A 13,253-nucleotide genomic window follows, 5' to 3' on the forward strand; every position below is an offset into this window, starting at 1 on the left:
AGTGTTATTTGGTTTAGGCGAAAACAATTTTGGAAAAATCTGCGTAGCGATAAAGCACACGAGAAAGCTGCAAGAGAAGTCCAAGACGATTCGCACGAACAGCCTGATCTTCGGCCATGACCATGACTTTATCAAAGAATGCGTTAATCGGCTGGCGCAAGGTTGACAAGGTTGCGAGCACCTTCTCTTGATCCTTCAGACCCTCTACATCCTTCTGAACAGCTTGGAATGCCTGATACAAGGCCCGCTCCACATCTTCTGCGAACAAAGCTTCGCTGACTTGGTCTGCTTCCGCTTTTTGCGCCAGATTGTTCACCCGGTTAAACTGCTCCACAATCAGCTTGAATTCTTCTGTTTGTACCGCCCCCATCAGTGCTTTTGCTTTTGCCAGCACCTCTGGAACCAATGTCAGGTCGGCAGCAAGAACGGCGTCGATGACATCGTAACGAACGCCATGATCCTGCAAAACATTTTTCAGACGGAGTGCGAAGAAGTCTACGAGGTCTTTTTTCACGTCTTCTGCGGCTCTCTTGTTTACGCCTTGCGCTACATAGCCTTCCATCGCGGCATCCCACAGATCGGCAAGAGAAATTTGCCAATCGCGCTCCACCAAAATTGTAACGATCCCCGCTGCCATACGGCGCAGACCATACGGGTCCTGTGAGCCAGTAGGCACAATACCGATCGAGAAGCAGCCTACGATCGTGTCCATCTTGTCAGCCAGACTGACGATCGCGCCTTGAGCCGCAGCAGGCATTTTGTCCCCTGCAAACCGCGGGAGGTAATGCTCGAATACGCCACTTGCGACGACGTCGGACTCACCCGCTTTGCGCGCGTAATCTTCACCCATGATCCCTTGCAGTTCGGGGAACTCACCTACCATGTTGGTCACGAGGTCGAATTTTGCGATTTCTGCAATGCGGTCGACTTGCTTGGTTTCTTCCGCGCTCACGCCTAGCTTGCTTGCTATTTGCGCAGCTGTTTTGCGTACACGGCGAACTTTATCACCAATTGTTCCCAGCTCTTCATGGTAAACGATTGTCTCCAAGCGTTTCAGGCAGCTTTCAATGGACAGCTTTTGGTCCTCCACGTAGAAGAAACGAGCGTCAGACAAGCGTGCGCGAAGAACTTTTTCATTCCCTTTCGCTACGTTTTCCAGAGCGCGGCTGTCTCCGTTACGTACTGTCACAAAATGATTCAGCAATTGACCCTGTGCGTTTTCAACAGGGAAATAACGCTGGTGTTCACGCATGGAGGTAACCAAAACCTCACGTGGAATGGAAAGGAACTCTTGTTCGAACGTACCGTAAAGAGCGGTCGGGTATTCTACAAGATGAACTACCTCATCCAAAAGCCCTTCGTCCATTGGAATTGTCCAGCCATTTTCTTTCTCCAAGCGATGAATTTGTTCTACAATGGTTGCTCTGCGCTCGTCGGGCTTCACCATGACATATTGCTCAGCCAGCTTGCTCACGTATTCGCTTGGGTGATTCAAGGTAACCTCTGTTCCCAAGAAGCGGTGTCCACGAGAAACGCGTCCGCTTTTTACACCTGCAATCTCCAAATCAATCAATTCATCGCCGAACAAAGCTACCAGCCAACGAATCGGACGAACGTATTTCAACTCGCGTGCGCCCCACCGCATATTTTTCGGGAAGCTCATGCCGGTGATTACTTCAGCCAGTTGCGGCAAAAGCTCAGTAGTTGGTTTTCCCGCTTCGGATTTGCGAGCATGAACATACTCGATCCCGTTTACTTCTTTATAATACAGTTGGTCAGGCTCAACATTGTTGCTTCGTGCAAATCCGAGTGCTGCCTTGGACCAGTTGCCCGCTTCATCTTGTGCGATTTTGCGTGCAGGGCCTTTCGCTTCATCATTGCGGTCAGGCTGCTTTTCTGCCAATCCATTGATTAACAGGGCAAAGCGACGAGGTGTCTCCAATGCCGTAATTTGATCAAACGGCACGCGCTCAGCAGTCAGCCACTTTTCTACTTTTTCCTTGAATTGTGCCGCTGCCTGTGCGACAAAACGAGCAGGCATTTCTTCTAAACCAACCTCTACGAGTAGATCGCGCTTACTCATTTGTATCCTCTCCCTTCACCTGATTCACTTGATCCGCAGCGTCTGCGTTGCCTTTTTGCAAAAGCGGGAAACCGAGTCTCTCACGCTCTTTATAGTAGGTTTGTGCTACTTCACGAGACAGATTACGTACACGAGCGATGTAGCCTGTACGCTCCGTCACACTGATCGCTCCACGGGCATCCAGCAAGTTGAAGGTGTGGGAGCATTTTAGTACATAGTCATAAGCCGGGTAAACCAGTCGCTCCGCCATCAGTCTCTTTGCTTCCGCCTCATACGTATTGTAGAGAGAGAACAGCATGTCGACATCAGACAGCTCAAATGTGTATTTGGAATGCTCGTATTCTGGTTGCAGGAATACATCTCCGTACGTATACCCGTTGCACCATTCCAGATCGAACACATTTTCTTTTTCCTGAATATAGGAAGCCAAACGCTCCAGTCCGTAAGTCAGCTCGACTGCCACTGGTTTACATTCCAGACCGCCCACTTGCTGGAAGTACGTGAACTGTGTGATCTCCATTCCGTCCAGCCAAACTTCCCAACCTAAGCCCCAAGCGCCAAGACCAGGGTGCTCCCAGTTGTCCTCAACAAATCGGATATCATGCTCCAGTGGCTCGATCCCGAGTTCGCGCAAGCTCTCCAGGTACAGCTCCTGAATGTTGTCAGGCGATGGCTTCATGATTACTTGGAACTGGTGATGCTGATACAAACGGTTTGGGTTTTCCCCATATCGTCCGTCAGCCGGGCGACGGGAAGGCTCCACATATGCTACATTCCACGGCTCAGGTCCAATGGAACGAAGGAAGGTCATTGGGTTTAGCGTACCCGCCCCTTTTTCAACGTCATACGGCTGGACAATGAGACAGTTTTGCTTTGCCCAAAAGTTTTGCAGCGTCAAAATGATGTCTTGAAATGTCATTTTCATGCTTGATCCTCCTCTAAACTTCGTAGAACTTAGAACTTGGCTTTAAGTCGAAACTAAAAAAACCTCCCGCCTCTACACTGCCTGATGCGACAGTGTAGGGACGAGAGGATTCTCGCGGTTCCACCCTACTTGGCGAATGACTTCTTCGCCCACCTTACAATCAAATTGCTCCAGAACGCCCTTCATCAGCATGGTGACCGGGCTCCCACTATCCCCGATTCGCTACTCACAGCCAGTGGCCGACTACTCTTTTCCTTCACGGCAACATTCGGTATACAAGTTTGGTTCTTATCATAACGAAAACAAATTCGTATGTCAATTAGTCCTGATCTGATTGCGTCATTCTTTCCATACGCTCCAGTTGCTCCAGAAATGACCGACTTTTCAGCCTGAGATCCAGATACTCGTCCATGAAGCTCCGCAGTACATGCTTGAGCTGGTTGCGTGTAGCCGGTTTTACCTCAATGTCACCAAGCCGTTCCAAATCAAATACCTGGAACAGCCGTAACAGCTTCCAGGTCGAGGGTGTAACTGCCATCGCATACGGATCGGAAGGCAGGCAAACTGGGCACAACAGGCCGCCCTGCCCCACACTGATCGCATAGGGTTCGCGCTGTTCGCCACAGTTTGCACACGCTGTGAGCTGCGGGGAGATCCCCGCTACAATAAGCATCTTGGTCTCAAAAATCCGACACAGAATCTCAGCATCTCGTCCTTCATCCAAATGGCGGAACGTATGGAGAAGTAGCTGAAACAAATAGGGATTCGGCTCCCTTTCCTGCGTCAGTCGATCCAAAAGTTCTGCTATGTATGCGGCATAAGCCGTAGCAGTCAGGCTTTGCCGCATATCCCGGAACGAATCCAGCATATCTCCCTGAGAGAGATCAGGCATTCCCGTACCGGGTCCTGCCTTGCATAGATAATAACTATGCGAAAACAACTGGGAGACGGCGGCAAGACGGCTTTTGGTCTTTTTGGCACCACGGGCCATCACGCCTAATTTGCCGTTCTCCCGGGTAAACATTGTCACCACTTTACTGGACTCGCCATAGTCCACACTGCGAATGACAATCCCTTCCCATTTTACAAGCATGCCTGTGTGTCACCCAATTCTTCCTGGGCGAGATCAAACGAGGTCTCCTCGCTGGAAACATCTGTTTGATGGTGATCACGGTAGAGAAGGTAAGCATGGATGTCACCGGTTGAAGCGAAAACTCTCCAAGAAAAGTCACGAAGCAAGGAGCATCATCCTTTCCTATATCGGGTCTATCCACTTCCTTCTTAGAATCACCTTTGCCCGTTATTCTATGCCTTGGAAAAATTAACACATCGCGTTGGGAATATTATTGCTCGTCGTAAAAACCGAAGTTACGCAGCATCCGATCTTGGTTGCGCCAATCCTTTTTCACTTTGATCCAGAGCTCCAAAAATACTTGGTCCCCCATCAGTCGCTCGATATCCTTGCGCGCGCGTTGACCAATTTCTTTGAGCATTTGACCTTTTTGCCCGATCAAAATACCGCGCTGGGAATCCCGCTCTACATAAATGGCCGCGTAAATGTAAAGTGTCTTGCCATTTTCGCCTCGCTTCATTTCTTCAATGACGACAGCAATGGAGTGAGGTACTTCTTCTCTCGTCAAATGCAGAACTTTTTCCCGAATCAATTCAGCTGCTACAAAGCGTTCCGGATGGTCTGTCACCTGGTCAGCAGGGTAATACATCGGGCCTTCTTCCATTTCACCCAAAATAGCCTGCTGCAATGATGCTGTATTGTTACCTTCCAGAGCCGAGATCGGAACAATCTGCTTGAAATCATACAATTTGCGGTAATCGTCAATAATTGGCAACAATGCTTCCGGGTGTACTTTGTCAATTTTGTTGATGACCAAAAATACTGGCGTTTTGACCTGCTTCAACCGCTCGATGATGTAGTCGTCCCCGGCTCCGCGTTTTTCTGTTGCATCGACAACAAATAAAACGAGGTCTACTTCGTTTAATGTATTTTCGGCAACCGAAACCATGTAGTTTCCGAGTTTGGATTGAGGCTTGTGAATCCCCGGTGTATCCAAGAAAATAATTTGACCCTCTTCGGTCGTATGCACCGCTGTAATTTTGTTGCGTGTCGTTTGCGGTTTATTCGACATGATGGCAATTTTATGCCCTACAATATGATTCAACAGTGTTGATTTCCCAACATTTGGGCGTCCCACGATGGAGACAAAGCCAGATTTAAACGATTGCTTGGTCTTGCGATTATCCACGTAAATCCTCCTTGGTGAATGCGCCTGGAAGCAGGGCAGATACTGTCGTTTCCCAAATGTCGCCTTTGAGATTCGTCAAAAATACAGGCATGTCCGGTGGGCACAGCTCCGCGATGACTTGTCGGCAAGCCCCGCACGGTGACACAGCTTGTGGTGTATCGGCAGCGACAGCTAATGCTTTGTAAGTCCGATCACCTTCCGAATACGCTTTAAAAAGAGCTGTACGCTCTGCGCAGTTGCACAGCGAGTACGCTGCATTTTCGATATTGCCTCCCAAATAAACCTTGCCACTCTCAGCTAAAAGAGCTGCTCCGACCTGAAACTTGGAGTACGGTACATAAGCGAGCTTTCTGGCTTCGATTGCTTGTGCTAATAATGATTGTTTATCCATTTTCATCATTCCTCATATGATTGTTCTTTAACATCATTTCACAACAGAATCTGTCCAAAGAGACACGAAGAAACCAGACTGAAAGGTCAACTGGAATGACCCGTCCGGTATCACTAGTAAAAACTATCCCCATACTTTTTGCAACAGTGGCTGTCCAAATACGATGACTCCGATGATAAAAGACAGGATCGCCGCCACAAGCACAGCTCCTGCTCCCACATCTTTGGCAATCTTCGCCTTGGCATGCCATTCCGGGGAAGCTAAATCAACGACTGCTTCGATCGAAGTATTTACCAGCTCAAGGGAGAAGACCAGACCGATAGAAAAAAGGACCAGCAAAACATCGCTGCGGGGTATCTGCAGCCACCACGCTGCCGCCAGCACCACTATGGCTGCGGCTACGTGGATTTGCATGTTTCGCTGTGTCCGTACGGTATAGGAAATTCCTTGCAGAGCGTAGGTGAAGCTGCGAGTCAATCGTCGCCATTCCTTCAACGTAATCTCCTACCTCGTCAAGCCGATTTCTTCCAGTACCTTTTCTTGACGTGAAAACATTTCCTTCTCTTCTTCTGGCGTCCCATGATCATAGCCCAGAAGGTGAAGAAAACCATGAACCGTGAGAAATCCGAGTTCGCGTTCGAATGAATGACCATAGTCTTCGGCCTGCTCATGTGCTTTTGGCACCGAGATGATGATATCTCCAAGCATATTCGGAAACTCGCTGGCCTCATCCTCATCAATGAAGATTTCCATTTCCCCTTCACCTGGCTCGTTCATCGCAAAGGACAGAACATCCGTAGGCCGATCAACACCACGATAGTCGCGATTTAGCTCGTGGATGCGCTCGTTGTTCACCAGCGTGACAACTACTTCTCCTTGTACCTCTTCCAGCTTTGCCGCTGCTTCCAGACAACGGACAAGCAGGTTTTGCAAATTCTCATCGATCGGTTCGATTTCTTCATGAAGGATTTCTACAGATAACACAGGTAAACGATCTCCTTTTTGTGACGCCATTTATTAATAGCCGTGTTCTACTTCTTCCTTGGCATAAGCAGCGATGATTTTTTGTACCAGACTGTGACGAACGACGTCTCCCTCTTGGAAATGAATAAAGGCTACATCGGAAATCGGATTTAAGATGCGCTGTGCTTCGCGCAATCCGGATTTCTTGCCTTTTGGCAAATCCACCTGGGTCACATCACCCGTAATGACCATTTTGGAACCAAAGCCAAGCCTGGTCAAAAACATTTTCATTTGCTCGGGAGTCGTGTTCTGAGCTTCATCCAAAATAACGAAGGAATCTTCGAGCGTACGACCACGCATGTACGCCAAAGGAGCAACCTCAATAAGTCCTCGTTCCATCATTTTGGCGACTTGTTCATTGCCCAGCATGTCGTACAAGGCATCATAGAGCGGACGCAGGTAAGGGTCTACTTTTTCCTGCAAATCTCCTGGCAAAAATCCAAGGCTCTCCCCCGCTTCTACGGCCGGTCTGGTAAGAACGATCCGTTTGACACGCCCATTTTTCAACGCATTTACTGCTGTGACAACAGCCAAATACGTTTTTCCTGTACCAGCTGGTCCAATTCCAAACACAATGTCATGCTTCTTGATCGCAGACAAATAATGACGCTGGCCCAAAGTCTTTGCCCTAATTACTTTGCCACGTTGGGTACGAGCGACTTCTTCATCATACACATCGAGCAGTTGGGCACCTTCTCCCCGTTCAATCAACGACATCGCATAAGAGATGTCTCTCTCGGACAGGGCAATCCCTCTGCGAATCAACTGTAGCAGAATTTCAATTAACGCTGTCAGTTTGTCCACTTCCGGCTTATCCCCGCTAATAACCAATTCGCCTTCTCGGGTCATGATTTTGGCGGAACTTCTTTGCTCGATCAGTGTTAGGTACGCGTCATGTGGTCCGAACAACAGCAAGGCCTCAGATGCGTCTGAAAACGGGATTCTTACCTCATCTTGTACGTGCAACAGGCTTCCATCTCCTTGCAACGGTAATCAGCAATGCGTCATTTGCTTGCCATCCCTCACTGCCCAACGAAAGGCTGTTCAATGGCAATATCTTCAATGACGGAAAAATGAATGCTTACGTAAACTTTACCATTCTCTGTTGTGACGTGCAAAACTTTTTCGTCCTGAATGAACGCATCTTTTCCAGCTTTTTTCAAGATATCCTCCCTGGCGAATTTTTTAGCCAGCTCCGTCGCTTCCTCTACGCTCATTTCTGTTTGAACGGGTTCTGTTTGCGCGTACGTTACTGTCTTCCAGCCAAGTGGTGAGGTATATCCCGCATAGGAGGGCAGAAACCGTTGTTCTGCCATTTCGGCTTGTGCAAAGGACTGTTTTTCAAAGGGCCACACGTATACCGCATAGGGGCCTACGAGCAAGTATTGATGCTGCAGCTTTTCTCCCGTCAAACGGTGCATCGTTTGTTTTAGCGGGACGGATGTGTTACTTATATACCACACTTCCCCTTGCACCTTGCCTCGTGCTGATACGGCTTGTTGACGGTCGTCATTGCCGATGATCCCGGAAATAAGCACTTGGCCTTTTTCTACCAATTGATTGCTCACAACCTGACTGCGACCAACCTCCGGGAGAATTTTATGGACGACAGCCCTCTTTTTCGCTACAAGATGACGGGGACCAGTTGCAAGCGGCTTTACGGGAGCCTCTTTTTCAACCACTTGAAGCATGACCTTGGTTCCTTGAATCTCAATTCCAACCCAGGACGCTTCAGGCAGCAGACTCAACAGCTCTTTTTGCAAAACCAACGGTTCTTTTAGTTTGACCTTCCATGCCCCTTCTTTAATCCCCACTTGTTCAGCGGCTTGAATCACTCGTCGCGGATCAACCATTTTCGTCCCACTCACTTCCACACTCCAAACAAAAGAGGAGAGCATGTACAATCCGATGAAAAAAAGAGCAGCCCCAATTGCCAGTCCAGATCGTCTACGTATACGCAGCAGCCAGAAAGGTAGCCCATCTCTTGCCTCGACGTGACTGCGACAGCCTGTCTCTTTTAAAAGCGGCCGCAAACGAAAATAATCCCGAATCAAAATATCGCAGCGAGTCACCTCTTCTCCTACCCTGCGAATATTCCAGATTCGAATTCCATCCCGTACGGCCATATTCAGCATCCGCTCAAACCGTTTTCCCCGAACGGTAATGGTTACATGTCCATCCACCCACTCCTTGATTCCATACCTCATACGTGCCCCCCCTACCTCAACAAAGATTACGAGCTCTGTGGTCCCGTCTCCAAAAATTTCACGCCACCGATTCTGCCTTCTAACAGAACCTCCTCAGGTAAAATCGCTCGGATGACAAGCTGTTCACCTGAAACAATCATTTGACCGTTCGTCAACAACAGGCGAAGCTCTTTTTCGCTAAAATGCAAGACTCCTCGATGATTCTCTATATACATTTGCAAATGACCGATCATCGTGATGCGCGGGACTTCCAGGACTACATCTTGCGGCAGATCCAACACCCCTCCGGCCAACTGGCGCAGACGACGGCTCCAACGCTTCATGGATTAGCCCCCCTTCTCGTTCTATATATTGGCGAATATGACGATCTCAACTGTTTGCAGGTGCAAAACCATTCTTATCTATGCGTATGCGCGAGCATAAAGTGGCATTCATCAAAAACGGTCACAAAAAAAGAGCCCTCATCGCTCGCGATTTGGCAAGCAGGTGAGAACTCCCTTTTTGAAATACATGTAACAAAATCCATAGATTATTTGCCTTCTTTTGTAAGTGCCTTCCATTTTTTCATGACTCGTTTTACTTTCTCAGCTGAACAACCGCACGCGACCGCTGTTTCATACACTGATTTCTTTTCGAAGATGGCAAGCCGAATCACTTTTTGGCGAAACCGCCCCATTTGTTCGAAAATTTGTTGATTCATCGCTTGACCTCTACTCCTTCTTCTATTCGGAAGAATTTTCTTTACATTCAGGATAGTCAACCGGGATACGAGAAACAAGACAAGTTGTTCGAGATATTTCGACATGAAAACATTGCGTATCATGAAAAACAGGCGAACCGAGGTTCACCTGTTTTGACTTGCTGCTATTATCAAATCTTTCTTTGCCGAACCTGCTGGGCGTACGGAGCTTTAGAGCGCGGCTCTCCAAAAATGAGTGCCCATTTCATCCCATCACGCGGATTGCCGTGTTTCGCTTTGAGGGTACTCGCTCGTTCCGAATCAGCAACCTTCTTCGTTTCCGATTCCTTCACTGTGATGGTCGGACCCGTCGAAGCACGAGCTGGACTGGAAAATGCCCATTCCTGCTCAACTCCAACCCCTTCCATCGATTCTTGCTGAAGTGGCTCGTATTTAGAGGATGCTCGCACCGTCTCTCTGCCGTACTCTTCCGTTTCCATCGGGATTTCCGACGTGCTTACCGGGGTAAGCGGAGGCATTTTCTTGCCTTGAGACATCTTCTTCTTTCCGGTTTTGCCAAGGGCTTTATATCCTAAGTAACCAAGGATGACAAACCAGAACTTGCCAATGAGCGGGATGATCCACTCGACTAAATCCAGTAAATCTACGACGAGATCCATGAGATCTTCCATGGTAATCGCCCTTATTCTTTCTCGTCTGGCAAAGCAGGATCTTGTTTGTCACCTGCATGCCCAAAAGATTGACGCATTTGTGTATCAGCAGCAATGTTTTGCATGTTGTAATAATCCATTACGCCCATTTTGCCGCTTTTCAATGCTTCGGACAAAGCGAGTGGTACTTGTGCTTCTGCTTCTACTACTTTTGCCTTCATTTCTTGTACGCGCGCGATCATTTCTTGCTCTTGGGCTACCGCCATGGCACGACGCTCTTCCGCTTTCGCTTGGGCAATACGTTTATCTGCTTCTGCTTGGTCGGTTTGCAATTGTGCCCCGATGTTCTTCCCTACATCCACGTCCGCAATATCAATCGAGAGAATTTCAAAAGCAGTTCCGGCATCCAGACCTTTGTTCAATACCGTTTTGGAGATCAGATCCGGATTTTCCAATACGTCCTTATGTCCTTTTGACGAACCAATTGTCGATACGATCCCCTCACCAACACGGGCGATGATGGTTTCTTCACCAGCACCACCGACCAATCGATCAATGTTGGCACGAACCGTTACTTTTGCACGAGTGCGCAGCTCGATACCGTCTTTTGCCATAGCTGCAACCACAGGTGTTTCAATCACTTTCGGGTTAACGCTCATTTGTACTGCTTCCAATACATCACGACCAGCCAGATCAATGGCTGCAGCTCGTTCGAAGCCAAGTGGAATATCCGCGCGTTGTGCTGCTACGAGCGCATCTACTACACGGTCTACGTTACCGCCAGCGAGATAATGGCTCTCCAATTGGTTTGTATCCAGCTGCAAACCCGCTTTACGCGCTTTAATCAACGGATTCACGATACGAGATGGTACGACGCGACGCAAGCGCATAGCGACGAGGGTAATAATCCCGATATTTACACCGGAAGCCAGTGCAGAAATCCAGAGCATGACTGGTACGAACGAGAAGAAAACTGAGAGTACAACAATGGCTACTGCCACCATAAAAATAAGGGGAATCAAACCGCCTTCAAACATGAAGAGCTCACTCCTTTTGTTCTAGTTCGGCAACGACGATACGCGTGCCTTCTACTTGCACAACGGTGATGGCGGTACCTGCTTCAATGAACCCACCAACCGATACGGCATCCACACGTTTTCCTTCCACCTTGACGACCCCAGCCGGGCGCAATGGCGTTAGCGCGATGCCTGATTTTCCTTCCAGCTCACGCTGATCGCGCGGAGCTACGTAACCTTCCTCACTGCTTTGCGCCTCACCCAAGACAAACTTGTTGAATAAACCTTTGACCCCGTATTTCTTCACTAACATGAATGCTACAATTACCGTGACCAAAGCGGCTACACCCAAGGATGCGAGCCCTTGCTTCGTATCGTAGGCTGCCATTACGAGACCTGTCACAATGCTCAGGAAGCCAATCGCACCGACAATGCCGCCCGGAAGAAAAATTTCCAGAAGCATCAGTAAGATTCCGACGACAAACAGTCCGATGTGCAACCAGTTGGCAAATCCCGCTACATAATGACCGAAGAAATACAGACTAAAGGCGAAGAGCGAAATCGTCCCCGCAACCCCAAAGCCAGGAGCAAACAGTTCAACTACAATTCCTCCCAATCCAATGATGAGCAAAAGACTCATCACAATGGGACTCGTCACCCATCTAGCTACCAGCTCGCCACCGGTTGGCTCAATGGCCTGAAGGGAATCTGGCTGAATGCCAAGCTTTTTGAGCAGTTCTTCCTTATTGGACACCACATCATCCGCATAACCCAACCGCTTCGCTTGTTGGGCATCGAGAGAAAGCACCGTGCCTTTTGGCTTTAATCCCGGGAATTCTGTATCGATTTCCACCATCGCGCGAGCAACGTCAGGATTGCGATTATTCAGCTCAGCTGCCGCCTTCATTTTATTACTCCAACCGGAAATGAACTTGATATCTGCTGCATTCCCTGCCAAGTCAATCGGTGTGGCTGCCCCCATGCTACTACCCGGAGTCATAATAATTTCATTTGCATTCAGGGCGATGTAAGTTCCCGCTGAAAAAGCCTGGTTATCAATGTAGGCTATCACATGCATGGGAGCCTGACGGATCAACTGCCCAATCTGGTCGGCAGCATTCACTTCTCCACCTGGCGTATTGATATGCAAGATAACAAGATCTGCCTGTTGCTGCTGTGCGTCAGCAAATGCTCTGTGTAAAAAGCTCTCCAGCCCTCGCTCGATCGTGCTATCTACTGGAATCCAGACAGCTTTTTGATAGGTCTTGGCTGTTGTGGACGCGGGAGCAAAAAGCATCGTCATACCCATAATCAGGCAAAGAAGTGAAAAAAGCAATCGCACGCGGCTTTTTACTAGCCTTGTTGCACTCATTGCATGTACCTCCTTTCCTTCTATCAGCTTCAACTTGTGTGCAATAAGGTATACGAAGGAGGTTGGCAATCGTTTCATATTTCTTTCACATTTGGAAAAAAGAAAAACCCAACCTTAATAGGTTGAGTTTTTCTGTTCGTATCTATATGAGGTGTTACTCGCGTCTACGATGGTAGTTCCTCAGATACAATCTTTTGCACGAGGTTTCCGTCTGCTCTGCCTTTCACTTTCGGCATGATCGCACCCATCACTTTGCCCATCTCCTTTTTGGAGGAGGCATTGGTAGCTACGATACCTTCCCGAACGATATCACGAATTTCGTCTTCGCTAAGCTGAGCGGGTAAGTAAGCGGAGAGCACGTCGATCTCTTCGCGCGTTTTCGAGGCAAGTTCCACGCGGCCTGCCTTCTCAAATTCGTGGAGGGATTCACGGCGTTGTTTTAACTCACGAGTCAAGATGGTCAGCACTTCGTCTTCAGACAAAAGTCTGCCCTTGTTAATCTCTTCGTTCTTTAATGCGGCTTTCACCATGCGAATAACAGAGAGTTTTAGAGCAGCTCTGTCCTTCATTGCCTGCTTCATATCTTGATCGAGTCGCTCCATTACACTCATGATGAGCCCTCCGT

General features: G+C 48.5%; 16 protein-coding genes. All 16 read right to left on the reverse strand.

What is annotated here, in order from left to right:
- Positions 1-13: 13 nt before the first annotated feature.
- Positions 14-2,083 carry a glycine--tRNA ligase subunit beta gene (gene glyS, locus HP570_RS05610; RefSeq protein WP_173625148.1) on the reverse strand — a complete coding sequence of 690 codons (2,070 nt, stop codon included), beginning with the start codon at positions 2,081-2,083 and terminating at the stop codon, positions 14-16.
- Positions 2,076-3,002 carry a glycine--tRNA ligase subunit alpha gene (glyQ, locus tag HP570_RS05615; RefSeq protein ID WP_012685775.1) on the reverse strand — a complete coding sequence of 309 codons (927 nt, stop codon included), beginning with the start codon at positions 3,000-3,002 and terminating at the stop codon, positions 2,076-2,078. The genes glyS and glyQ overlap by 8 nt, the downstream gene beginning before the upstream one ends.
- A gap of 325 nt (positions 3,003-3,327) precedes the next feature.
- Positions 3,328-4,101 (reverse strand): DNA repair protein RecO, encoded by a 774-nt coding sequence (gene recO / locus HP570_RS05620; protein WP_012685774.1) that lies wholly within the window; start codon positions 4,099-4,101, stop codon positions 3,328-3,330.
- Positions 4,092-4,247, reverse strand: a complete 156-nt coding sequence (locus tag HP570_RS05625) for a YqzL family protein (protein ID WP_012685773.1) — start codon at positions 4,245-4,247, stop codon at positions 4,092-4,094. Before HP570_RS05625 ends, recO begins: the two co-directional genes overlap by 10 nt.
- A 104-nt stretch (positions 4,248-4,351) precedes the next feature.
- Positions 4,352-5,269: a GTPase Era gene (era, locus tag HP570_RS05630; RefSeq protein WP_012685772.1), complete on the reverse strand. Its 918-nt coding sequence runs from the start codon at positions 5,267-5,269 to the stop codon at positions 4,352-4,354.
- Entirely contained in the window at positions 5,262-5,660 is a 399-nt protein-coding gene (locus tag HP570_RS05635; protein WP_064202895.1) for a cytidine deaminase, read from the reverse strand. The genes era and HP570_RS05635 overlap by 8 nt, the downstream gene beginning before the upstream one ends.
- Before the next feature lie 123 nt (positions 5,661-5,783).
- The gene (locus HP570_RS05640; RefSeq protein WP_012685770.1) at positions 5,784-6,155 is read right to left on the reverse strand and encodes a diacylglycerol kinase family protein; all 372 of its coding nucleotides are present in this window, start codon (positions 6,153-6,155) and stop codon (positions 5,784-5,786) included.
- Between the two features lie 9 nt (positions 6,156-6,164).
- On the reverse strand, positions 6,165-6,644 hold the full coding sequence (gene ybeY, locus HP570_RS05645; RefSeq protein WP_007727608.1) for an rRNA maturation RNase YbeY: 480 nt from the start codon (positions 6,642-6,644) through the stop codon (positions 6,165-6,167).
- A gap of 33 nt (positions 6,645-6,677) precedes the next feature.
- Positions 6,678-7,649 (reverse strand): PhoH family protein, encoded by a 972-nt coding sequence (locus HP570_RS05650; protein ID WP_064202893.1) that lies wholly within the window; start codon positions 7,647-7,649, stop codon positions 6,678-6,680.
- Positions 7,650-7,705: 56 nt separating this feature from the next.
- Positions 7,706-8,890: a sporulation protein YqfD gene (yqfD, locus tag HP570_RS05655; RefSeq protein WP_064202892.1), complete on the reverse strand. Its 1,185-nt coding sequence runs from the start codon at positions 8,888-8,890 to the stop codon at positions 7,706-7,708.
- 26 nt (positions 8,891-8,916) lie between these two features.
- Positions 8,917-9,213, reverse strand: coding sequence for a sporulation protein YqfC (yqfC, locus tag HP570_RS05660; RefSeq protein WP_007727617.1), 297 nt, complete (start codon positions 9,211-9,213; stop codon positions 8,917-8,919).
- Between the two features lie 206 nt (positions 9,214-9,419).
- Positions 9,420-9,590, reverse strand: a complete 171-nt coding sequence (locus HP570_RS05665; protein WP_142495783.1) for a sigma-70 family RNA polymerase sigma factor — start codon at positions 9,588-9,590, stop codon at positions 9,420-9,422.
- A 170-nt stretch (positions 9,591-9,760) separates the two neighbouring features.
- Positions 9,761-10,261, reverse strand: a complete 501-nt coding sequence (locus HP570_RS05670; protein ID WP_173625149.1) for a hypothetical protein — start codon at positions 10,259-10,261, stop codon at positions 9,761-9,763.
- Between the two features lie 11 nt (positions 10,262-10,272).
- Positions 10,273-11,277 (reverse strand): flotillin-like protein FloA, encoded by a 1,005-nt coding sequence (gene floA / locus HP570_RS05675; RefSeq protein WP_012685765.1) that lies wholly within the window; start codon positions 11,275-11,277, stop codon positions 10,273-10,275.
- Between the two features lie 7 nt (positions 11,278-11,284).
- Positions 11,285-12,628: an NfeD family protein gene (locus tag HP570_RS05680; protein WP_173625150.1), complete on the reverse strand. Its 1,344-nt coding sequence runs from the start codon at positions 12,626-12,628 to the stop codon at positions 11,285-11,287.
- Positions 12,629-12,792: 164 nt separating this feature from the next.
- Complete coding sequence (locus tag HP570_RS05685; RefSeq protein WP_017247738.1) at positions 12,793-13,239, reverse strand: GatB/YqeY domain-containing protein; 447 nt, start codon at positions 13,237-13,239, stop codon at positions 12,793-12,795.
- Positions 13,240-13,253 lie beyond the last annotated feature (14 nt).

It is taken from the genome of Brevibacillus sp. RS1.1 (genome assembly GCF_013284365.1).
Lineage (GTDB): Bacteria > Bacillota > Bacilli > Brevibacillales > Brevibacillaceae > Brevibacillus > Brevibacillus brevis_D.